Consider the following 20571-nt stretch of genomic DNA (forward strand, 5'->3'; position numbering starts at 1 on the left):
GTGCCTGAGTACCGGAGTGCCTGAGCACCGGAGGGCTGCCGCCCCTGAGTCTGTACACCTCCCGCGACACGGGAGCGGCAGCCTCAGCTGTCAGCAGTCCCGCAGTTCCGGCGATTGGTTGAGCAGCTGGCCGCGGATCGACGTGAAGCGGGCGAGCCGCTCGTCGACCGAGGAGTCCAGCGGGAACACCGCGACGCGGTGGCAGTTCTGGAACGCGAGACGTACTCCGAAGTGACGTTCGAGCGACCCGCGAATGGCGTCACTCGCCAGTGCCCGCAGCAGCTGGCCACGGGCCTGCTCGTTGGGCGGCGGCGTCTGGTTGTCGGCGAACTGGCCGCCGTCGACCTTCAGCTGGGCCACCAACGAGCTGATCATCTCCCATGCGAAGGGCAGGGAGGTCCGGACGCAGTCGACGAAGTCGGCTTCGTCGACCTCGCCTCGCTCGGCCTGTTCCAACAGTGCCGGTGAGACGTCGAGCGACATGGGTTCTCCTCTCGCGACCCCGCACAGAGACGGGGTCTTCCGGGCAGGACTGGAGAGCGGCGACGCAGCGTGCACGCACGGCGACCTCCTGCATCCACCGTAAGCGCGCCATCCGTGCCGCGACAGGGGATTGCGCATACAACCGGCCACGGGGGGAAGCACGTCGGCCCCTTGCGAAGGGGGCCTTACAGGGCGAATCGCGCCCACCCCGTGTTGTCGAGTAGCGTTGCTCCCCATGCGTCTCGTCATCGCCCGTTGCTCCGTGGACTACGCGGGCAGGCTCACCGCCCATCTGCCCTCCGCCCCCCGTCTGATCCTGGTGAAGGCGGACGGCAGCGTCTCCATTCACGCGGACGACAGGGCGTACAAGCCGCTCAACTGGATGTCCCCGCCCTGCACGCTCAAGGAGGGCACCGGTGACGAAGCCGGTGTCTGGACCGTGATCAACAAGGCGGGCGAGAAACTGATCATCACGATGGAGGAAGTCCTCCACGACTCGTCCTACGTCCTGGGCACCGACCCCGGTCTCATCAAGGACGGCGTGGAAGCGCACCTTCAGGAACTCCTCGCCGACCGCATCGAGACCCTCGGCGACGGCTACACCCTCATCCGCCGCGAGTACATGACGGCGATCGGCCCGGTCGACATCCTCTGCCGGGACGCCGACGGCGCGACGGTGGCCGTCGAGCTGAAGCGGCGCGGCGACATCGACGGCGTCGAGCAGCTCACCCGCTACCTCGAACTCCTCAACCGCGACCCGCACTTGGCCCCCGTGACCGGCGTGTTCGCCGCCCAGGAGATCAAGCCGCAGGCCCGCGTGCTGGCCACCGACCGGGGCATCCGCTGCGTGGTCCTGGACTACAACGCGATGCGCGGCATCGAGGACGACAAACTGCGGCTCTTCTGATCCCGCCCCCCTCAACGACCGTGGCGGCCCACCTGGATCCAGGTGGGCCGCCACACTTCTCCGCGTACGTACGTACGAGGCCCTAGGCGATCGTGCCCGTGGGCGAGGTTCCGCCCGTCGGGGGCTTGTCGTCGGTGGGCTTCGTCGTCGGCGGGTCCGGCTTCGTCGTCGGGGGGTCCGGATTGGTCGTCGGCGGGCCCGGGTCCGTCGTCGGAGGCTTCGTCGGCGGGTCGGTCGTCGGCGGCTTGGTCGGCGGGTCCGTCGTCGGAGGCTTCGTCGGAGGATCGGTCGTCGGGGGCTTCGTCGGCGGGTCCGTCGTCGGCGGCTTGGTCGGCGGATCAGTCGTCGGAGGCTTCGTCGGCGGATCGGTGGGCTTGCCGCTGGTGGGCGGCGGTGTCGTCCTGCCGGGCTTGTCGTCCGGCTTGCCGGTCGATCCGGGGTCCGAGGTCGCGCCGGGCGTGGTCCTGCCCCGGCTGGTGGAGTCGGCCGCCGGAATGCCCGGGTCGGCGGGCCCCTTGCCGCCGCCGGTGGAGTTGCCGCCCGAGGAGCCGTCGGCCTTGTCGGCGTCGAGGCCGCCCCGGCCGGAGTCCTCGTTGGCGGACTGCTCGGGGGAGACCCGGTCTCCCCCTCCGATCGGGTTGTTGCCGGTGGCTCCGAGCGTCACCACGGTGCCCAGCACGGCGACCAGCAGCGCACCCGCCCCCGCCGCGACCAGGTTGCGCCGGGCGCCGCTGAGCATGGAGTGCCTGCTCGGCGCACCGGAGCCGCCCGCCGCCGAAGGGCTGCGGCGGATGACCACGGGCCCTGCGGCCTCGGTGAGTTCGTCCGCGCCCATCGAGGCCGGAACCCCGGCGGGCGGCGAAGCGGACTCCTCGTACCGGGCGGCGGGCATCTCCTCGCCCGCCGAAGGACGGTCCGATCCGTAACCGTCGTACTCGTTCTCGAAGGGGTTGAACGGGCTGTCGAACGGCGAGCGCGACGCCGTCACCGACACCGAACCGGCCGAGGGCGAAGGCAGCACCAGCGGCGGCCGCGCTCCCCCGCTGCGGTCGGTGACCAGCGCCAGGGCCCGCCGGGCGGCGACCGTACCGCGCCGGTCGGAAAGCGCCCCGCGCAGCCCCACCGAGGTCTCCAACTCGGCGCGTGCCCGGTCAAGTTGACCGGAGCAGAGCGCCAGGATCCCCAGCTCGTGGTGGAAGTACGCCTCTTCGCCGACCTCACCGGCGATCCGGGCCGCCTCCGCGCCCGTGCGCAGCGACCGCTCCCAGGCGCCCCACTGCATGCCCGCCGCGAAAGCGGGAGCAGCCGTACGGGCCAGGAGCACGGCGGCACTCGGGTGCCCCGCCTCCGTGCCCGGCACGAGGGCGGCGAGCGCGGACAGCACGGCGTCCGACTCGGCGGAGATCCGCTCCGCCGTCACCGAGGGGTGACCGGCCCACCAGGCGTAGTGCTGCGCGGCGTTGAACGCGTGCTCGACCGCGTCGTCGCCGTACCCCGCGTTCTCCAGCTGTACGGCGACCCCGGCGGCCAGCCGGTAGGACGCGCCGGACGGGGACAGCAGTCCGCTCGCGACGAGTTCGCCCAGCGCGGCGTCCGCGTGGGTGTCGCCCACCAGCGCGGGCAGGTGCGCCTGGTGCGGGACCTCGCCGCCGAGCGCCAGCGCGAAGCGCAGCGTGTCCCGGGCGGACTCGCTGAGCCGGGCGGCCAGCGGCGCGACCGGGGCGATGCCCTCCGCGAGGGTGGGCAGCGGTACGTCGTGCCCGTCCTCGGCGTCGAAGGGCGCGTCGAGCGGCGCCTCGGTGAAGTACCCGTACTCGTCAAAGGCCCCCGGGTCGGCGCGCAGCACGTCACGCTGCCGCAGCAGCGCCCCCGCCTGCACGAACCTGAGCGGCAGCCCCTCCGACTCGAACCACAGATCACCGGCCCAGTTGGCCTCCTCGTCGGTGAGCGGCCGGTCGACGGCACGCTCCAGGAGCTCCAGCGACGCCCCCCGCCCGAGCCCGCCGAGCAGCACCTCTTCGAGGAATCCGGCGGGCGTCTCGGCGGCGGCCTCGGGCGTGGTGGCGAGCAGGAACGCGCACTCGGGCGTGGCGGCGAGCAGCTCCTCCAGGGCCTCCCCGCCGAACTCCAGGTCGTCCAGGACGACGATCGCGCCGATCTCGTGGACGTGGCCGAGCAGTTCGTCCCGGTCGGGCCGGTGCAGCGGGGCCCGGAAGACGGCGGCGAACAGGTTCTGGAGCAGTTCGGCCGCCGTACGACGGTGACCGGAGAGCCGTACGACGCCGTCCGGCGCGAGCTCGGCGCACTCCTCGGCGACGGCGTCGAGCAGCGCCGTACGGCCCGATCCCGGCGAGCCGACGAGCCGCACGGAACGTCCGCGCGACAGCAGCCCCACCAGTTGCTCGTGCTCCTCCTGCCGCTCCAGGAGCGGCAGTTCGGGCACGGCGGGGCCCGGCGGGACCGGCGGCTTGGCCGCCCGCGCCAGTTCGGCGCGGTCGGCGGCCGGGCGGCGCACGGGAACGGCGGGCCGTTCACCGGGCGGGCAGGGTTCGATCTCGCTTCCGTCGACCGGATTGACGGTCAGCAGGAAGTCCCCCGAGGTGAACTGGATCGTGCGGGCGAGCGAAGGCGACGCGCTCGGACCCAGGTCGCGCGTCATGGGATCACGGCGTATCGGATCATGACCTGCCGGATCGCGGTGCGCCGGGTCGCGGTGCGCCGGGTCGCGCTCCCGCGCGCTGCCCGACGTGTCCCGCTCGTCGTGGTTGCGGATGTTGTCCTGACCGTGCTCTTCAGGTCCCCGGTTCATCGGGTCCATGGTCAAAGCCCCCCAGATGCGTTGCGTGCTGACTGCCCCTCCCGGCCTTTCGCACGCTCGCTGTCGCTTCTGGTCCGGTGCCCGCCGACGTGGGTGCATCCATTGCGTGGGCTCGTCAAGCGGCAGGCGACCGAACCCTAGACCTTCGCACATTATCTACGAATGCCGGGTGCCCCGGGTGCCCCGGCACGTCACAGTCCTGTGAGGATTGCGGCACCACGACCGAGGGGTGGGACGGGCTCAGACGCGCGGCAGCGAGTCCGCCGCGAGCCCGCCCTCGATCGCCAGGATCCGGTGCAGCCGGGTCGCCACGAGCAGCCGCTGCATCTGCGGCGGCACGCCGCGCAGGACGAGGCGTCGCCCGCACCGTCCGGCCCGCCGGTGGGCGCCCATGATGACGCCCAGTCCGGTGGCGTCCCACGAGTCCAGCTCGGTCAGGTCGAGCACGAGGTCGCCGGCGCCGTCGTCGACGGCCGAGTGCAGGACCGTACGGGCGTCCGCCGCGCTGCGGACGTCGAGGCGGCCCCCGACGACCAGCTCGACGTGATCGCCCCTGATGTGCATGTGCGCTCCCCGAGAGTGCGTGTCCGTGACGTCTTCGTCGTCTTTATTTCTTTCCATCAACTGACTGCCGTGAGTGCAGAGAAGTTGCCGTCTGTAAGCGAATCGATACCGAGTTCACCCGTGTGGGTGAACGCAATGACCGATATGACGCCCTTGCGCTCTACAGTCGTCGAACGTCAGTGCCCGCAGCCCGTCGGCGCTCGCAGTTCGCAGGCGCCTGCGGCTCAGCCGTGCTTGTAGAAGCCCTGGCCGCTCTTGCGGCCGATGTCGCCCGCGTCGACCATGCGGCGCATGAGCTCCGGCGGGGCGAACTTCTCGTCCTGCGACTCGGTGTAGATGTTGCCGGTGGCGTGCAGCAGGATGTCGACGCCGGTGAGGTCGGCGGTGGCGAGCGGCCCCATGGCGTGGCCGAAGCCCAGCTTGCAGGCGAGGTCGATGTCCTCGGCGCTGGCGACGCCCGACTCGTACAGCTTGGCGGCCTCGACGACCAGCGCGGAGATCAGACGGGTCGTCACGAATCCGGCCACGTCCCGGTTGACGACGATGCACGTCTTGCCGACCGACTCGGCGAACTCGCGCGTCTTCGCCAGCGTCTCGTCGCTCGTCTTGTAGCCGCGCACCAGCTCGCACAGCTGCATCATCGGGACCGGCGAGAAGAAGTGCGCGCCGACGACCCGCTCCGGACGCTCCGTCACGGCCGCGATCTTGGTGATCGGAATGGCGGAGGTGTTGGAGGCGAGCACGGCGTCGTCCCGTACGAGCTTGTCCAGCGTGCGGAAGATCTCGTGCTTGATCTCCAGCTTCTCGAAGACGGCCTCGACGACGATGTCGGCGTCCGCGACCGCGTCCAGGTCGGTGGTCGTGCTGATCCGCCCGAGCGCCGCCTCGGCGTCCTCGGCCGACAGCTTGCCCTTGCTCACGAACTTGTCGTACGACGCCTTGATGCCGTCCGTGCCACGGGTCAGGGCCGCGTCCGTCACGTCGCGCAGGACCACCTCCCAGCCCGCCTGGGCCGAGACCTGGGCGATGCCCGATCCCATGAGACCGGCACCGATGACGGCGAGCTTCCTGGCCACTGCACACTCCCTCTGACTGACTACCGCGTGCTACCGCGTATTCGTTGTCCTGTGGCGGAGGCTATCGCCGGAAGGGGCCGCTGGGGCGGCGAAGAGATGCGCGTCACGTCTCAGATGACGGACATCACACTGGTACGGGCCGGACCGCGCCCCGGCACGCACCGGCCCGCGACCCGGGTGCGCGTCAGCTCGCGTCCCGTACGGCGTAGTTGAGCACGTGCTCGCTCAACAGCCCCTCCATGTCGTCCAGGAGGACCAGCGCCTCCCGCGACACCTCGGCGGGCACGCGCCCCTTCACCATCTCGCGCCCGATCCACGCCATCAGCGTCGAGTGCACCCAGACGATCTGCCCGGCGACCAGCTCAGGCAGGTCGTCCCCGTCCTCGGCGCCGACGTCCTCCCGCAGCGCCTTCTCCAGGTTCTCCAGCGACTCCTGCTGGACGGACCAGAGCCGGGAGCGCAGCGTGTGCGCGCCATGCACGACCTCCAGGAAGCGGTCGTACCCCTCCATCAGCCCGACCCGGGGCGAGACGGCCTCGACGTCGATGCGCAGCTCGCGCAGCACGGCCCGGGCCGCCGACTCGCCCTTCTCCCGCCCCCGCACACACCGGGCGAGCAGGTCGACGACGCCCGCGCTGCGGTCGAAGAAGAGGTCCTCCTTGGCCGGGAAGTAGTTGTAGACGGTGTTGACGGAGACGTCGCTGGCGGCGGCGATCTCGGCGATCGTCACCGCGTCGAAGCCCTTCTCCAGGAACAGCCCGGTGGCCACGTCGGAGATGTACTGCCTGGTCTGGCGCTTCTTGCGCTCTCTCAGTCCCTCAGCCATCCCGCAATCGTACGCAGCGTCCTTGGCCTCACTGAATACTTGCACCCTCTTAATTTTTGGGGCGATTGCAAATTTGGTGAGCCTCTGCTTTTCTATCCCTCATGACAGCTCCCGAACCCCCGCCCCCGATCGTCAGCACCTCGAACCTGACCCGCACCTTCCCGACCCAGGCGGGCCCGGTCGAAGCCGTCCGGGGCATCGACCTGACCGTCCGCCCCGGCGAGATCCTCGGCTTCCTCGGCCCCAACGGCGCGGGCAAGACCACGACCCTGCGGATGCTCACCACGCTCCTCGCCCCGACCGGCGGCACCGCCACGGTCGCGGGCCACGACCTGCTGACCGACCCCACGGGCGTACGAAGCAAGATCGGTTACGTCGCCCAGTCGGGCGGCGTCGACCCGCACATCCCGGTGCGCGAGGAACTGGTCACGCAGGGCCGCCTCTACCGCCTCACCAAGTCCCAGGCGGCGGCCCGCGCGGACGAACTGGCCGAAGCCCTGGACCTCACCGCCTTCCTGGACCGCAACTGCTCCGCCCTCTCCGGCGGCCAGCGGCGACGGCTCGACATCGCGATGGGGCTCACCCACCGCCCGGAGGTCCTCTTCCTCGACGAGCCGACGACCGGCCTGGACCCGGCCAGCCGCAGCGACCTCTGGGACCTGGTCCGCCGCCTGCGCAGCGCGTTCGGCACGACGGTCGTCCTCACCACCCACTACCTCGACGAGGCCGACGCGCTCTCCGACCGGCTCGTGATCATCGACAAGGGCAAGGTCGTCGCGGACGGCACCCCGCACGCGCTCAAGCTCCGTCACACGGGTTCGCCCGACGCCTCCCTCCAGGACACCTTCCTGGCCATCACCGGACGCGCCGCCCCGGCGCCGAAGGACAACACGCCCGTAGCGGTCTAGGGACTCCCCCATGCCATCTCTGCTCTCCGACACCTCCCTCATCCTGGGCCGGTACCTGCGCCAGACGCTGCGCTCGAAGTTCCAGATCTTCTTCGGCGTGCTGATGCCCCTGCTCTACCTGCTCTTCTTCGGCCCGCTCCTGACCGACCTGCCGCTGTCGTCGAAGGGCGACTCCTGGCAGGTGCTGGTCCCCGGCCTGCTCCTCCAACTCGGCCTGTTCGGGGCGTCGTTCGCGGGCTTCGCGCTCATCCTCGACAAGGGCACGGGGGTGGTGGAGCGGATGCGGGTCACCCCCGTCAGCCGCCTCGCCCTGCTCCTGGGGCGGGTGCTGCGGGACGCCGTCCTCTTCGTCTTCCAGGCCGTACTGCTGGTGGCGGCGGCCCTGCTGATGGGCCTGCGCGCCCCGCTGCCCGGCATCCTGATCGGCTTCGCCTTCGTCGCCGTACTGACGATCGCGCTCGCCTCGCTCTCGTACCTCCTGGCGATGAAGGTCTCGACGCCGCAGGGCTTCGGGCCCGTGGTCAACGCGGTCTCGATGCCCGCGATCCTGCTCTCCGGCCTGATGCTGCCGATGGCCCTGGCCCCGACCTGGCTGGACGTCCTGTCCCACTTCATGCCGTTCCGCTACCTGGTGGACGCGGTGCGATCCGCGTACGTCGGGGAGTACGCGAACAGCACGATGCTGTACGGGGTGCTGGTGGCGGTCGCCTTCACGGGTCTCGCGGTGTACGCGGGCACCCGCGAGTTCCGCCGGGCCGGGGCCTGATCGCTACGCTCTGGGCATGGTCAATCTGACGCGCATCTACACCCGTACCGGCGACAAGGGCACCACGGCGCTGGGCGACATGAGCCGTACGGCGAAGACGGATCTGCGGATCTCGGCGTACGCGGACGCCAACGAGGCGAACGCGGTGATCGGGACGGCGATCGCCCTGGGCAATCTGGAGGAGGACGTGGTCGCCGTCCTCACCCGCATCCAGAACGACCTCTTCGACGTGGGGGCGGATCTGTCGACTCCGGTGGTCGAGGACCCGAAGTACCCGCCCCTTCGCGTGGAGCAGTCGTACATCGACAAGCTGGAGGCCGACTGCGACACCTACCTGGCGGAACTGGAGAAGCTCCGCTCCTTCATCCTCCCGGCGGGAACACCGGGCGCGGCCCTGCTGCACCAGGCGTGCACGGTGGTGCGGCGGGCGGAGAGGTCGACGTGGGCGGCCTTCGAGGTGCACGGCGACACGATGAACCCGCTCACCGCGACGTACCTGAACCGGCTCTCGGACCTGCTTTTCATCCTGGCCAGGACGGCCAACAAGTCGGTGGGCGACGTCCTGTGGGTCCCGGGCGGGGAGCGGTAGCAACCATCAGCCTCGCCGACGTTTGAGGGGCCTGGGGCGGGCTCCGCCCCCACCCGGGTACGGCACGGATGGGGGCGGAGCCCGCCCCAGGCCCGCCCCCACCCGCCCCTCGCAAAGCCGAAGCGGAGCCCCGGATCACCGCTTGGTGAAGACCCCCGGCCTCTCCACCACCCCAGGCACGGCCCCCCGCCCCGGCTCCTCCGGAGCCCCCTGCTTCGGGAACACCACGTAACACGCCGCGATCACCGCGTTGATCCCCGCCACGAGCCCCATCCTCATCTGCCACTCCCGCAGGGAGCCGACCTCACCGCCCGACCCCACCATCCACACCGCCGCCTGCAACAGCCCCGCCGCGATCGCGCACGCCAGGATCCACCGCCCCGCCGTCCGCAGCTCGTGCTTCGTCCGCGCCCACCCGTACTTCGGCGGCTTCACCGGCTCCGGCCCCCCGGCGTACCGATGGGCGAAGCGCACGTCCAGCCAGCGGATCGTGCGGTGCGCCATGACCACCGTGAAGCCGATGTAGACCGCCGCCAGCCCGTGCTTCCAGTCCGGCTGCGCCCCGTTGCGCAGGTCGATCACGGTGACGACCAGCAGCACGACCTCCAGCAGCGGCTCGCACAGCAGCACCGCCGCCCCCAGCCTCGGCATCTTCGCCAGGTACCGCAGCGCCAGCCCGGCGAACAACAGCACCCAGAAAGCCACTTCACACGCGACGACCAGCGCGACGACCACGACCCGACTCCTCCCGTACGCACTCTGCCGAGCGCATCCCCATGATCGCCCGCCCTCCCCCGCCGCCGCATCGTCGCCAGTGACGAACCCCCGCTGCATCCTTCGATGTACCGCCGCTTCCGCCCGCGCGGGGAGGACGCCCGCCCGCGAGCCGTATTGAATGGGAAGCGTGCCCCTCCGCCTCCCCGTCTTCCGCCCCCACCGCGACGACATCCTGCTCTCGGCGGGCAGCTGGCTGGCCGGCCTGCTGCTGTGGAAGCTGGGCCTGTTCAACCAGGGCAACCGCGACCTGATGCCCAGCTGGGTGACCCTGGTCCCGATGACCCTGCTCGCCGGGGTGGAGCTGATCCGCAGGACCTCCCCGCAGCTCGCGCTCACCCTCGCCACCCTCGGGGTGGTCGCCGACCAGTTCACCTGGGGCAACCTCGCCACCGTGATCATGTTCGCGGACATCGTGTACGCGGCCGTCGTCTACGGCACTCCCTCGGCGGCCCGGCGCATCCCGATCACCACCGGCATGGTCACCCTCGCGGCCACCATCGGCTTCCTCGCCTGGTTCAAGAAGCCGGACGCCCTGCTGTTCGGCCTGATCGTCGGCGCGGTCAGCTTCGGGCCCGCCATGACCGGCGTCACCCTGCGCAACCACCGGCAGGCGGCCGAGGCCGCCCGGCTGCGCGCCGAGCAGACGGCCCTGCTCGCCGAGATCGACCACAACCAGGCCGTCCTGGCCGAACGGACCCGGATGGCCCGCGAGTTGCACGACATGGTGGCCAACCACCTCTCCGCCATCGCCATCCACTCCACCGCCGCGCTCTCCATAGACACCCCCGAAACGTCCTCCCGCGCCCTCGCCGTCATCCGCGAGAACAGCGTCCAGGGCCTGGCCGAAATGCGCCGCCTGATCGGGCTGCTGCGGGCGGGCAACGAACACGAGGAGCCCTCCGCCGCGCCCACCCTCGACGGGCTCGACGCGCTGCTGGAACAGTCCCGGGCCTTCGTCGCCGACACCGGGCTGACCTTCGTGCTCGACGACGCCCGCCCCGCCGCGCTCAAGCTGCCGACCCCGGTGGAGCTGGCCGCGTACCGCATCGTGCAGGAGTCCCTGACCAACGCCCTCAAGCACGCCTCCCCCGGCCCGGTCACCGTCGCGCTCGCCCATGCCGACGGCACCCTGACCGTGACCGTGACCAGCCGGTTCGGCAGCGATCGCCCGGGGCCGAGGGCACCCGGCTCCGGGGCGGGCCTGGTGGGCATGGAGGAGCGGGTGACCCTCCTGGACGGCACGCTCGAAGCGGGTCCCGTCACCAGGGCGGACGACACCAAGATCTGGCAGGTACGGGCAGAGCTGCCCGCCGAGGACGACAGCAAGGAGCTGCCCATATGAACGACGGAGCGACGACGAGCAGAGCGATCCGGGTGCTCGTCGCCGAGGACCAGTCGGCGGTACGGGCCGGGCTCGTGCTCATTCTCGGCAGCGCCCCCGACATCGAGGTCGTCGGCGAGGCGGCGGACGGCGAGGAGGCGGTGCGCCTGGCCCGTGAACTCCGCCCGGACATCGTGCTGATGGACCTCCAGATGCCCCGCCTGGACGGCGTGACCGCGACGCAGCAGGTGGTCGACGCGGGGCACGCCGACGTCCTGGTCCTGACCACCTTCGACCTCGACGCGTACGTCTTCGGCGCGCTGCGCGCCGGAGCGGCGGGCTTCCTGCTCAAGAACACCGAGGCCAAGGACCTGCTCGAAGCCGTACGGACGGTGGCCCGGGGCGAGGGCCTGATCGCCCCCGCCGTCACCCGCCGTCTGATCGCGGAGTTCGCCGCACCCGCCCCCGCGCGGAAGGCCAGCGGCGCGGACCTGTCCATCCTCGACCCGCTGACCCGGCGCGAGCGCGAGGTCCTCGCCCGGCTCGGCGAGGGGCTGTCCAACGCGGAGATCGCCGTACGTCTCGACATGGCGGAGGCCACCGTCAAGACGCATGTCAGCCGACTTCTGGGCAAGCTCGGGATGCGCAGCAGGGTCCAAGCGGCCGTCCTGGCTCAGGAATTGGGCATCTGAGAGGACCCGGAAGAACTCTCCAGAGAAGGGGAGGTGTCCCGAACGGGCACTTCCCCTTCTCTGGTCCAGACCTCTTGACGATTGGTCCAGACCTTGGCACGCTCACCGCACCGCAGTGGTGAGCACGCCCCGCTATGCCTCCCCTGATGAGCGTGCTCACCGCGCGGCGCACAGGTCCCACCCCGTCATGCCGGACCTCTCTCGGGAGCAACCCTTGAGCACTACGTCCCCCCAACATCCCCCGCGCACCTCACGCATGAGAAAGCGCCTCGCGGCCGGACTCACCGCGCTCGCCCTTCCCCTCGCCGCGATGGTCGGCCTCGCCTCACCCGCGCAGGCCGCCCCCTCGGCGACGGCGACGTACACCAAGAAGTCGGACTGGGGCACGGGCTTCGAAGGCTCGTGGACCGTCAAGAACACCGGCACCACCACCCTGTCCTCTTGGACCGTCGAGTGGGACTTCCCCACCGGCACCAAGGCGGGCTCCGCCTGGGACGCCACACTCACCAGCGCGGGCAACCACTACACCGCCAAGAACCTCTCCTGGAACGGCACCCTCAACCCGGGCGCCTCCGTCACCTTCGGGTTCAACGGCACGGGCCCCGGCAACCCCTCGGGCTGCAAGCTCAACGGAGCCTCCTGCGACGGCGGTTCACAGCCCGGCGACACCCCGCCGACCGCCCCCGGCACCCCGGTCGCCAGCGGCATCACCGACACCTCCGCCAAGCTGACCTGGACCGCGGCCACCGACGACAAGGGCGTCAAGAACTACGACGTCCTGCGCGACGGCCAGAAGGTCAGCACGGTCACCGGCCTGACGTACACGGACAACGCCCTCTCCAAGGGCACCAGTTACTCGTACGCCGTCCAGGCCCGCGACACCGCCGACCAGACCGGACCCGCCAGCGGATCCGTCACCGTGAAGACCACCGGCGACACCGACCCGGGGCCGGGCCCCGGCGACCAGGTCAAGCTCGGCTACTTCACCAACTGGGGCGTCTACGGCCGCAATTACCACGTCAAGAACCTGGTGACGTCCGGTTCGGCCGCCAAGATCACCCACATCAACTACGCGTTCGGCAACGTCCAGGGCGGCAAGTGCACCATCGGTGACGCCTTCGCCGACTACGACAAGGCGTACACCGCCGACCAGTCCGTCGACGGTGTCGCCGACACCTGGGACCAGCCGCTGCGCGGCAACTTCAACCAGCTCCGCAAGCTGAAGGCCAAGTTCCCGAACATCAAGGTGATCTGGTCCTTCGGCGGCTGGACCTGGTCCGGCGGCTTCGGCCAGGCGGCCCAGAACCCGGCCGCGTTCGCCGACTCCTGCTACAAGCTGGTCGAGGACCCGCGTTGGGCCGATGTCTTCGACGGCATCGACATCGACTGGGAGTACCCGAACGCCTGCGGTCTGACCTGCGACACCAGCGGCCCGGCCGCCCTCGGCAACGTGGCCTCCGCGCTCCGCACGAAGTTCGGCGCGAACAACCTGGTCACCGCCGCCATCACCGCCGACGCCTCCGACGGCGGCAAGATCGACCTCGCCGACTACGCCACCGCGGCCAAGTCCATGGACTGGTACAACGTGATGACGTACGACTTCTTCGGCGCCTGGGCGGCGAAGGGCCCGACGGCCCCGCACTCCCCGCTCACCTCGTACCCGGGCATCCCGCAGGCCGGCTTCAACTCCGCCGACGCCATCGCCAAGCTGAAGGCCAAGGGCGTCCCGGCCAAGAAGCTGCTGCTCGGCATCGGCTTCTACGGCCGAGGCTGGACGGGCGTCACCCAGAAGGAGCCGGGCGGCACCGCCACGGGTCCGGCAGCCGGAACGTACGAGCAGGGCATCGAGGACTACAAGGTCCTCAAGACCACGTGCCCCTCGAACGGCCTGGTCGCCGGGACCGCCTACGCCCACTGCGGCACCAACTGGTGGAGCTACGACACCCCCGCCACCATCAACTCCAAGATGGCCTGGTCCAAGGCACAGGGCCTGGGCGGCGCGTTCTTCTGGGAGTTCAGCGGTGACACCGCCAACGGCGAACTGGTCACGGCCATCGACTCCGGCCTGAAGTAACCCCCCACGCACGACTCCCCCCATGGGAGAAGCCGGGGGAGACGGGATCACTCCCCGTCTCCCCCGGCTTTCGTCCGTACGAAGTACGTCGCCGAGGTCACGCCACGTTGACCCTCCCCCAGACTTCGTCCGGGGGTACCCCCTGCCAACGAAAAAGCCTACTTAAGCGACATTGACTCGTTGCCCCGGAGGGGCCGCCTCCAGCCACGCGAGGAAGCCGGTGAGCGCGTCCTCGCTCATCGCCAGCTCCAGCCGCGTACCGCGGTGGACGCAGCCCAGGATGTGCGCGTCGGACAGCAGCGCCAGCTCCTCCTCGCCCTGCGGCGAGCGGCGCGTGACGACCTCGATGGCCGAACGCTCCAGGACGCGGCGCGGCTTCGGAGCGTACGAGAAGACCCGGAACCAGGCGATCCGGTCACCGCTGTAGCGGGCCACGCCGTACACCCAGCCCTTGCCGGACGTGTCCAGCTCCTCGGGGGTGTCCCAGCGCAGCGAACAGTCGAAGGTGCCGCCGGAGCGCTGGATCAGCCTCCGGCGCAGCCCGAAGACGAACAGTCCCACCAGCACCAGCAGGACGACAGAGCCGCACACAAGCAGAGCGAGGATCATCTCCCACGACCTCCTCGCCTCATCCAGTACCGCTACGGAAATGAACTTCAGCACTACAGCACTACAACGCCGCGCCCGCGCGAGCGCTTGACGCATCGCGTCAGCCGCGACCCGTCCTGGAAGTATCCAGTACGAGCCGCGGCTGAGGGCAAATCACGTGGGGTGAGGCAGGACTCAGTGTCCCGCCACCGCACGCAGACGAACGTCGGCGCGACGCTCGGCGGCGGAGTCCTCCGCCTCCTTCGCCGCTTCCAGCGCACGCTCGGCGCGCGCCGTGTCGATCTCGTCGGCCAGCTCGGCGATCTCCGCGAGCAGCGACAGCTTGTTGTCGGCGAACGAGATGAAACCGCCGTGGACGGCGGCGACGACGGTGCCGCCCTCGCTCGTACGGATGGTCACCGGGCCCGATTCCAGCACACCCAGAAGCGGCTGGTGACCGGGCATGACGCCGATGTCGCCGGACGTGGTGCGCGCGACGACCAGGGTGGCCTCGCCGGACCAGACGTTGCGGTCCGCAGCGACCAGCTCGACGTGCAGCTCAGCAGCCAAGGGTGGCTCCTCGGGTCACCACCCGGCAGCAGCTGCCGGGTGTTGGGTCAAAGTCTAGGGGGTGTACGGAGAGAGGGGCGGGGCGGGCCCGCCCCTCTCACGCGTACGGCACTACGAGTGGGGCCTGGCGTCAGCTGACGCCGAGCTCCTTGGCGTTGGCCTTGAGGTCCTCAATGCCACCGCACAGGAAGAACGCCTGCTCGGGGAAGTGGTCGTAGTCCCCGTCGCAGATCGCGTTGAACGCACGGATCGACTCTTCCAGCGGAACGTCCGAACCGTCCACGCCGGTGAACTGCTTGGCGACGTGGGTGTTCTGCGACAGGAAGCGCTCGACGCGACGGGCGCGGTGGACGACCAGCTTGTCCTCTTCGCCCAGCTCGTCGATACCGAGGATCGCGATGATGTCCTGGAGGTCCTTGTACTTCTGGAGGATCGCCTTGACACGCATGGCGGTCGCGTAGTGGTCCGCCGCGATGTAGCGGGGGTCCAGGATGCGCGACGTGGAGTCGAGCGGGTCCACCGCGGGGTAGATGCCCTTCTCCGAGATCGGGCGCGACAGAACGGTCGTCGCGTCCAGGTGGGCGAAGGTGGTGGCCGGCGCCGGGTCGGTCAGGTCGTCCGCGGGGACGTAGATCGCCTGCATCGAGGTGATCGAGTGACCACGGGTCGACGTGATGCGCTCCTGGAGGAGACCCATCTCGTCGGCCAGGTTCGGCTGGTAACCCACCGCGGACGGCATGCGGCCGAGGAGCGTGGAGACCTCGGAACCCGCCTGCGTGTAGCGGAAGATGTTGTCGATGAAGAAGAGCACGTCCTGCTTCTGCACATCGCGGAAGTACTCCGCCATGGTCAGACCCGAGAGCGCGACGCGAAGACGCGTGCCCGGCGGCTCGTCCATCTGGCCGAAGACAAGGGCCGTCTTGTCGATGACGCCCGAGTCGGCCATTTCCTCGATGAGGTCGTTGCCCTCACGGGTGCGCTCACCGACACCGGCGAACACCGACACACCGTCGTGGTTGTTGGCCACGCGGTAGATCATTTCCTGGATCAGCACGGTCTTGCCGACACCGGCACCACCGAACAGACCGATCTTTCCACCCTTGACGTACGGGGTGAGAAGGTCGATGACCTTGATGCCGGTCTCGAACATCTCGGTCTTCGACTCAAGCTGGTCGAACGACGGGGCCTTGCGGTGGATGGGCCACCGCTCGGTCACCTCGGCGTTGGCCTCCGGCTTGTTCAGGATCTCGCCGAGGGTGTTGAACACCTTGCCCTTGGTGATCTCGCCGACGGGGACGGTGATGCCCTCGCCGGTGTTGACGACCGGAGCCTGGCGGACCAGACCGTCGGTCGGCTGCATCGAGATCGCACGGACCAGGCCGTCACCCAGGTGCAGGGCGACTTCCAGGGTCAGCGTCTTGAGCTTGCCGTCTTCGGCCGGGTCGGCGACCTGGACCTTGAGGGCGTTGTAGATCTCCGGCATGGCGTCGACGGGGAACTCCACGTCGACGACAGGGCCGATGACACGGGCAACACGGCCCGTGGCGGCGGCCGTCTCCACAGTGGTCGTCATTACTTGTCACTCCCCGCGTTCGCGTCGGCGAGGGCGCTGGAGCCACCGACGATCTCGCTGATTTCCTGGGTGATTTCGGCCTGGCGGGCCGCGTTGGCAAGCCGGGAGAGGCTCTTGATGAGATCCCCGGCGTTGTCGGTCGCCGCCTTCATCGCACGGCGGCGGGCCGCGTGCTCGGAAGCGGCGGACTGAAGCAGTGCGTTGTAGATACGGCTTTCGACGTATCGCGGCAGCAGGGCGTCGAGGACGTCCTCCGCCGACGGCTCGAAGTCGAACAGCGGAAGGATCTCGTCCTTCGCGCCCTCCGCCTTCTCCGCCTTGTCGAGGCTGAGCGGCAGCATCCGGTTCTCCACCGGGTTCTGCGTCATCATCGACACGAACTCGGTGAAGACGATGTGCAGTTCGTCGACACCGCCCTCGGCCGTCTCCGTCGTGACGGCCTCGATCAGCGGCCCGGCGACCCGCTTGGCGTCCGCGTAGGTCGGGCTGTCGGTGAAGCCGGTCCACGAGTCCGCGACCTTGCGCTCACGGAACCCGTAGTAGGCGACACCCTTGCGGCCGACGATGTACGTGTCGACCTCCTTGCCCTCGCCGCGCAGCCGCTCGGTGAGCTTCTCCGCCGCCTTGATGGCGCTGGAGGAGTAACCGCCGGCCAGGCCGCGGTCGCTCGTGATGAGCACGATCGCGGCCCGGGTCGGGGCCTCGACCTCGGTCGTCAGCGGGTGCTTGGTGTTGGAGCCGGTCGCCACCGCCGCCACCGCGCGGTTCAGTTCACTGGCGTACGGCGTGGAAGCCGTCACCTGGCGCTGAGCCTTGACGATGCGAGAGGCGGCGATCATCTCCATCGCCTTGGTGATCTTCTTGGTCGCGGTGACGGATCGGATGCGACGCTTGTAGACCCGGAGCTGGGCTCCCATGAGTCAGGTCCCTTCCGTCGTCACTTGGAGACGTTGACGGCCGGTGCGTCCTCGCCCAGGGACTTGCCGTCCGAGGTCTCGAACCGTCCCTTGAACGTGGTGATCGCCTCGGCGATGGACTGCATGGTGTCGTCGGACATCTTCGCGCCCTCGGCGATCGAGGTGAGGAGTTCCTTGCGCTCGCGGCGCAGGTAGTCCAGCAGCTCGCTCTCGAAGCGGCGGATGTCCTCGACCGGGACCTCGTCCATCTTGCCGGTGGTGCCGGCCCAGACGGAGACGACCTGCTCCTCGACGGGCATCGGCTGGTACTGGCCCTGCTTCAGCAGCTCGACCAGACGCTTGCCGCGCTCCAGCGAAGACTTGGAGGCCGCGTCCAGGTCGGAACCGAAGGCGGCGAACGCCTCCAGCTCGCGGTACTGGGCGAGGTCCAGACGCAGTCGGCCGGAGACCTGACGCATCGCCTTGTGCTGGGCGGAACCACCGACACGCGACACCGAGATACCGACGTTGAGCGCCGGACGCTGGTTGGCGTTGAAGAGGTCCGACTCCAGGAAGCACTGGCCGTCGGTGATGGAGATGACGTTGGTCGGGATGAACGCCGACACGTCGTTCGCCTTGGTCTCGACGATCGGCAGACCCGTCATCGAACCGGCGCCCATCTCGTCCGACAGCTTCGCGCAACGCTCAAGGAGACGCGAGTGCAAGTAGAAGACGTCGCCCGGGTACGCCTCGCGGCCCGGCGGACGGCGCAGCAGCAGCGACACGGCGCGGTAGGCGTCGGCCTGCTTCGACAGGTCGTCGAAGATGATGAGGACGTGCTTGCCGTCGTACATCCAGTGCTGGCCGATGGCCGAACCGGTGTACGGCGCCAGGTACTTGAAGCCGGCCGGGTCGGACGCCGGGGCGGCGACGATCGTCGTGTACTCGAGCGCGCCGGCCTCCTGGAGCGCACCACGCACGGAGGCGATGGTGGAGCCCTTCTGACCGATGGCGACGTAGATGCAGCGGACCTGCTTCTTCGGGTCGCCCGAGCGCCAGTTGTCACGCTGGTTGATGATCGTGTCGACGGCCAGCGCGGTCTTGCCGGTCTGACGGTCGCCGATGACCAGCTGACGCTGGCCACGGCCGATCGGCACCATCGCGTCGATGGCCTTGTAGCCGGTCTGCATGGGCTCGTGCACCGACTTGCGGACCATGACGCCCGGAGCCTGAAGCTCCAGGGCGCGGCGGCCCTCGGTCTCGATCTCGCCGAGGCCGTCGATCGGGTTGCCGAGCGGGTCGACGACGCGGCCGAGGTAGCCCTCGCCGACGCCGACGGAGAGCACCTCACCGGTGCGCTGCACCGGCTGGCCCTCCTCGATACCGCTGAACTCGCCGAGGACGATCGCGCCGATTTCGCGCTCTTCGAGGTTCAGGGCGAGACCGAGGGTCCCGTCCTCGAACTTCAGCAGCTCGTTCGCCATGGCCGAGGGAAGACCCTCGATCTTCGCGATGCCGTCGCCGGCAACGCTGACAGTTCCGACCTCCTCGCGAGAGGCCGCGTCCGGCTGGTACGACTGGACGAAGTTCTCCAGTGCGTCCCGGATCTCCTCCGGCCGGATCGTGAGCTCCGCCATCTGGGTTCCCTGCTCTCCTTGTTGGGCCCGAAGTTTTCTAGGGGTCTGGGGTCGGCCCCCAGGAATCCTCTGCGGCCCAACCGGGCCGCTGGCAATGCGTACTACTGGCAGTGCTTGGTGCTGCGATGCGTGGGTGACAGGCGTCAGCCGGCCATGCGCCGGGAGACCTCGTCGAGGCGCTCCGCAACGGTCCCGTTGATGAACTCGTCGCCGACGCGAACCTGGATGCCGCCGAGGACCGAGGGGTCCACGTCGAGGTTCAGGTGCATCTCGCGACCGTAGATCTTCGCGAGGGCCGCGCCGAGGCGCTGCTTCTGCTGGTCGGTGAGGGGCACCGCTGAGGTGACCTCCGCGACCATCCGGTTGCGGCGCTCCGCGGCGAGCTTGGAGAGGGAGTCGAGTCCCGCTTCCAGGCTACGTCCACGGGGCTGCGTGACGAGACGGACGACCAGACGCTCGGTGACCTGCTCGGCCCGACCCCCGAGCAGGCTGCGGAGCAGCTCGCTCTTGGCGGCGGTGGTGGCCGCCTTGTCGGTGAGCGCGGAACGGAGCGCGGCGTTCGACGAGACGATCCGGCCGAAGCGGAACAGCTCGTCCTCGACGTTGTCGAGGGAACCGGCCTGCTGGGCGGCGGTGAGGTCGGCGGTGTTCGCCAGCTCCTCCGCCGTGTCGACCAGATCGCGCGACTGCGACCAGCGGGACCGGACCATGCCCTTGACCAGGTCGACGGCGGCACCGTCCACCTGACCGGTGAGCAGACGCCCGGCCAGCTCGGCCTTGGCCTCGCCGGACTGCGACGGGTCGGTCAGGACCCGGCGCAGCGAGACCTCACGGTCGAGCAGCGCGGTGACGGCGGCCAGGTCGCCGGCCAGCTTCGTCGCGTCGACGGACGGCGTGTCCGTCAGCGCGTCGAGGCTGCTCCGGGCGTTGCCCAGGGCCTCGCGGCTCGCGCCGTTCATCGGGCCGCCTCGGCCTTCTCCTCAAGCTCGTTGAGGAAGCGGTCGATGGTGCGGCTCTGGCGGGCGGAGTCCTCGAGGGACTCGCCGACCAGCTTGCCGGCCAGGTCGGTGGCGAGCTTGCCGACGTCCTGACGCAGAGTCAGAGCAGCCTGCTTGCGGTCGGCCTCGATCTGGGCGTGACCGGCAGCGATGATTTCCTCACGCTGCCGCTGGCCCTCTGCGCGCAGGTCTTCCTTGAGCGCAGTGCCCTGCTCCAGCGCCTCCTGGCGCAGGCGCGCGGCCTCGTGGCGGGCCTCGGCGAGCTGAGCCTTGTACTGCTCCAGGACGCTCTCGGCTTCGATCCGGGCCTCATCGGCCTTCTCGATACCGCCTTCGATGGCCTCGCGGCGCTCTTCCAGAACCTTGTTGATGTTCGGGAGGAGCTTCTTGGCGAGGAAGCCGAAGACGATGACGAAGGCGATCAGACCGATGACCAGCTCGTCGAGATGCGGGACCAGAGGATTCTGAGGCTCCTCAGCCGCCGCAAGGAACAGAGCGTTCACATCAG

The 20571-nt window shown here is 69.7% G+C and carries 20 protein-coding genes; 7 read left to right on the forward strand and 13 right to left on the reverse strand.

Annotated elements, in window-relative coordinates; translation table 11 throughout:
• Nucleotides 1-90: 90 nt before the first annotated feature.
• The gene (locus OG897_RS22260; RefSeq protein WP_266658950.1) at nt 91-483 is read right to left on the reverse strand and encodes an SCO5389 family protein; all 393 of its coding nucleotides are present in this window, start codon (nt 481-483) and stop codon (nt 91-93) included.
• Between the two features lie 235 nt (nt 484-718).
• Here OG897_RS22260 and nucS point away from each other — a divergent pair, with 235 nt between their 5' ends.
• Nucleotides 719-1390 (forward strand): endonuclease NucS, encoded by a 672-nt coding sequence (nucS, locus tag OG897_RS22265; RefSeq protein ID WP_266658951.1) that lies wholly within the window; start codon nt 719-721, stop codon nt 1388-1390.
• Between the two features lie 82 nt (nt 1391-1472).
• On the opposite strand, the gene OG897_RS22270 is transcribed toward nucS, so the two are convergent.
• From OG897_RS22270 to OG897_RS22285, 4 genes are all read right to left on the reverse strand, one after another.
• Nucleotides 1473-4208, reverse strand: a complete 2736-nt coding sequence (locus OG897_RS22270; protein WP_266658952.1) for an ATP-binding protein — start codon at nt 4206-4208, stop codon at nt 1473-1475.
• Nucleotides 4209-4448: 240 nt separating this feature from the next.
• Nucleotides 4449-4772 carry an STAS domain-containing protein gene (locus OG897_RS22275; RefSeq protein WP_189826702.1) on the reverse strand — a complete coding sequence of 108 codons (324 nt, stop codon included), beginning with the start codon at nt 4770-4772 and terminating at the stop codon, nt 4449-4451.
• Nucleotides 4773-4996: 224 nt separating this feature from the next.
• Nucleotides 4997-5848 (reverse strand): 3-hydroxyacyl-CoA dehydrogenase family protein, encoded by an 852-nt coding sequence (locus tag OG897_RS22280; protein ID WP_266658953.1) that lies wholly within the window; start codon nt 5846-5848, stop codon nt 4997-4999.
• Between the two features lie 184 nt (nt 5849-6032).
• Nucleotides 6033-6674: a TetR/AcrR family transcriptional regulator gene (locus tag OG897_RS22285; RefSeq protein ID WP_266658954.1), complete on the reverse strand. Its 642-nt coding sequence runs from the start codon at nt 6672-6674 to the stop codon at nt 6033-6035.
• 101 nt (nt 6675-6775) lie between these two features.
• Between OG897_RS22285 and OG897_RS22290 the strand changes: the two genes are divergently transcribed.
• From OG897_RS22290 to OG897_RS22300, 3 genes are read left to right on the forward strand one after another with little or no spacing between them, the layout of a single operon-like run.
• Entirely contained in the window at nt 6776-7582 is an 807-nt protein-coding gene (locus tag OG897_RS22290) for an ABC transporter ATP-binding protein (RefSeq protein ID WP_266658955.1), read from the forward strand.
• 10 nt (nt 7583-7592) lie between these two features.
• Nucleotides 7593-8348, forward strand: a complete 756-nt coding sequence (locus OG897_RS22295) for an ABC transporter permease (protein WP_266658956.1) — start codon at nt 7593-7595, stop codon at nt 8346-8348.
• A 16-nt stretch (nt 8349-8364) separates the two neighbouring features.
• Nucleotides 8365-8937: a cob(I)yrinic acid a,c-diamide adenosyltransferase gene (locus OG897_RS22300; RefSeq protein WP_266658957.1), complete on the forward strand. Its 573-nt coding sequence runs from the start codon at nt 8365-8367 to the stop codon at nt 8935-8937.
• A gap of 135 nt (nt 8938-9072) precedes the next feature.
• On the opposite strand, the gene OG897_RS22305 is transcribed toward OG897_RS22300, so the two are convergent.
• Nucleotides 9073-9672, reverse strand: coding sequence for a hypothetical protein (locus OG897_RS22305; protein ID WP_266658958.1), 600 nt, complete (start codon nt 9670-9672; stop codon nt 9073-9075).
• A gap of 160 nt (nt 9673-9832) precedes the next feature.
• Between OG897_RS22305 and OG897_RS22310 the strand changes: the two genes are divergently transcribed.
• The 3 genes from OG897_RS22310 (at nt 9833) to OG897_RS22320 (ending at nt 13801) form a co-directional block, all read left to right on the forward strand.
• Entirely contained in the window at nt 9833-11056 is a 1224-nt protein-coding gene (locus OG897_RS22310) for a sensor histidine kinase (RefSeq protein WP_266658959.1), read from the forward strand.
• Nucleotides 11053-11727, forward strand: a complete 675-nt coding sequence (locus OG897_RS22315) for a response regulator transcription factor (RefSeq protein WP_266658960.1) — start codon at nt 11053-11055, stop codon at nt 11725-11727. Before OG897_RS22310 ends, OG897_RS22315 begins: the two co-directional genes overlap by 4 nt.
• Nucleotides 11728-11983: 256 nt before the next feature.
• The gene (locus OG897_RS22320; RefSeq protein WP_266658961.1) at nt 11984-13801 is read left to right on the forward strand and encodes a glycoside hydrolase family 18 chitinase; all 1818 of its coding nucleotides are present in this window, start codon (nt 11984-11986) and stop codon (nt 13799-13801) included.
• A 162-nt stretch (nt 13802-13963) separates the two neighbouring features.
• On the opposite strand, the gene OG897_RS22325 is transcribed toward OG897_RS22320, so the two are convergent.
• From OG897_RS22325 to OG897_RS22355, 7 genes are all read right to left on the reverse strand, one after another.
• Nucleotides 13964-14410 carry a DUF2550 domain-containing protein gene (locus tag OG897_RS22325; protein WP_266658962.1) on the reverse strand — a complete coding sequence of 149 codons (447 nt, stop codon included), beginning with the start codon at nt 14408-14410 and terminating at the stop codon, nt 13964-13966.
• 174 nt (nt 14411-14584) lie between these two features.
• On the reverse strand, nt 14585-14959 hold the full coding sequence (locus OG897_RS22330) for a F0F1 ATP synthase subunit epsilon (RefSeq protein ID WP_266658963.1): 375 nt from the start codon (nt 14957-14959) through the stop codon (nt 14585-14587).
• A 130-nt stretch (nt 14960-15089) separates the two neighbouring features.
• A complete protein-coding gene (atpD, locus tag OG897_RS22335) occupies nt 15090-16532 on the reverse strand; it encodes a F0F1 ATP synthase subunit beta (protein ID WP_266658964.1) in 1443 nt (480 codons plus the stop codon).
• Entirely contained in the window at nt 16532-17449 is a 918-nt protein-coding gene (locus OG897_RS22340) for a F0F1 ATP synthase subunit gamma (protein WP_266658965.1), read from the reverse strand. Before OG897_RS22340 ends, atpD begins: the two co-directional genes overlap by 1 nt.
• 20 nt (nt 17450-17469) lie before the next feature.
• Nucleotides 17470-19065, reverse strand: a complete 1596-nt coding sequence (gene atpA / locus OG897_RS22345) for a F0F1 ATP synthase subunit alpha (protein ID WP_266658966.1) — start codon at nt 19063-19065, stop codon at nt 17470-17472.
• A gap of 143 nt (nt 19066-19208) precedes the next feature.
• Nucleotides 19209-20024 carry a F0F1 ATP synthase subunit delta gene (locus tag OG897_RS22350; protein WP_266658967.1) on the reverse strand — a complete coding sequence of 272 codons (816 nt, stop codon included), beginning with the start codon at nt 20022-20024 and terminating at the stop codon, nt 19209-19211.
• A complete protein-coding gene (locus tag OG897_RS22355; protein WP_266658968.1) occupies nt 20021-20566 on the reverse strand; it encodes a F0F1 ATP synthase subunit B in 546 nt (181 codons plus the stop codon). Before OG897_RS22355 ends, OG897_RS22350 begins: the two co-directional genes overlap by 4 nt.
• Nucleotides 20567-20571 lie beyond the last annotated feature (5 nt).

Source organism: Streptomyces sp. NBC_00237 (assembly GCF_026342435.1).
In the GTDB taxonomy this organism is placed as follows: domain Bacteria; phylum Actinomycetota; class Actinomycetes; order Streptomycetales; family Streptomycetaceae; genus Streptomyces.

Coding starts and splice junctions, on each gene's coding strand:
- OG897_RS22320 (WP_266658961.1), top strand. CDS start 11,984: ATGAGAAAGCGCCTCGCGGCCGGACTCACCGCGCTCGCCCTTCCCCTC.
- atpA (WP_266658966.1), bottom strand. CDS start 19,065: ATGGCGGAGCTCACGATCCGGCCGGAGGAGATCCGGGACGCACTGGAG.
- OG897_RS22315 (WP_266658960.1), top strand. CDS start 11,053: ATGAACGACGGAGCGACGACGAGCAGAGCGATCCGGGTGCTCGTCGCC.
- OG897_RS22285 (WP_266658954.1), bottom strand. CDS start 6,674: ATGGCTGAGGGACTGAGAGAGCGCAAGAAGCGCCAGACCAGGCAGTAC.
- OG897_RS22350 (WP_266658967.1), bottom strand. CDS start 20,024: ATGAACGGCGCGAGCCGCGAGGCCCTGGGCAACGCCCGGAGCAGCCTC.
- OG897_RS22260 (WP_266658950.1), bottom strand. CDS start 483: ATGTCGCTCGACGTCTCACCGGCACTGTTGGAACAGGCCGAGCGAGGC.
- OG897_RS22270 (WP_266658952.1), bottom strand. CDS start 4,208: ATGGACCCGATGAACCGGGGACCTGAAGAGCACGGTCAGGACAACATC.
- atpD (WP_266658964.1), bottom strand. CDS start 16,532: ATGACGACCACTGTGGAGACGGCCGCCGCCACGGGCCGTGTTGCCCGT.
- OG897_RS22310 (WP_266658959.1), top strand. CDS start 9,833: ATGGGAAGCGTGCCCCTCCGCCTCCCCGTCTTCCGCCCCCACCGCGAC.
- OG897_RS22300 (WP_266658957.1), top strand. CDS start 8,365: ATGGTCAATCTGACGCGCATCTACACCCGTACCGGCGACAAGGGCACC.
- OG897_RS22325 (WP_266658962.1), bottom strand. CDS start 14,410: ATGATCCTCGCTCTGCTTGTGTGCGGCTCTGTCGTCCTGCTGGTGCTG.
- OG897_RS22340 (WP_266658965.1), bottom strand. CDS start 17,449: ATGGGAGCCCAGCTCCGGGTCTACAAGCGTCGCATCCGATCCGTCACC.
- OG897_RS22295 (WP_266658956.1), top strand. CDS start 7,593: ATGCCATCTCTGCTCTCCGACACCTCCCTCATCCTGGGCCGGTACCTG.
- OG897_RS22290 (WP_266658955.1), top strand. CDS start 6,776: ATGACAGCTCCCGAACCCCCGCCCCCGATCGTCAGCACCTCGAACCTG.
- nucS (WP_266658951.1), top strand. CDS start 719: ATGCGTCTCGTCATCGCCCGTTGCTCCGTGGACTACGCGGGCAGGCTC.
- OG897_RS22275 (WP_189826702.1), bottom strand. CDS start 4,772: ATGCACATCAGGGGCGATCACGTCGAGCTGGTCGTCGGGGGCCGCCTC.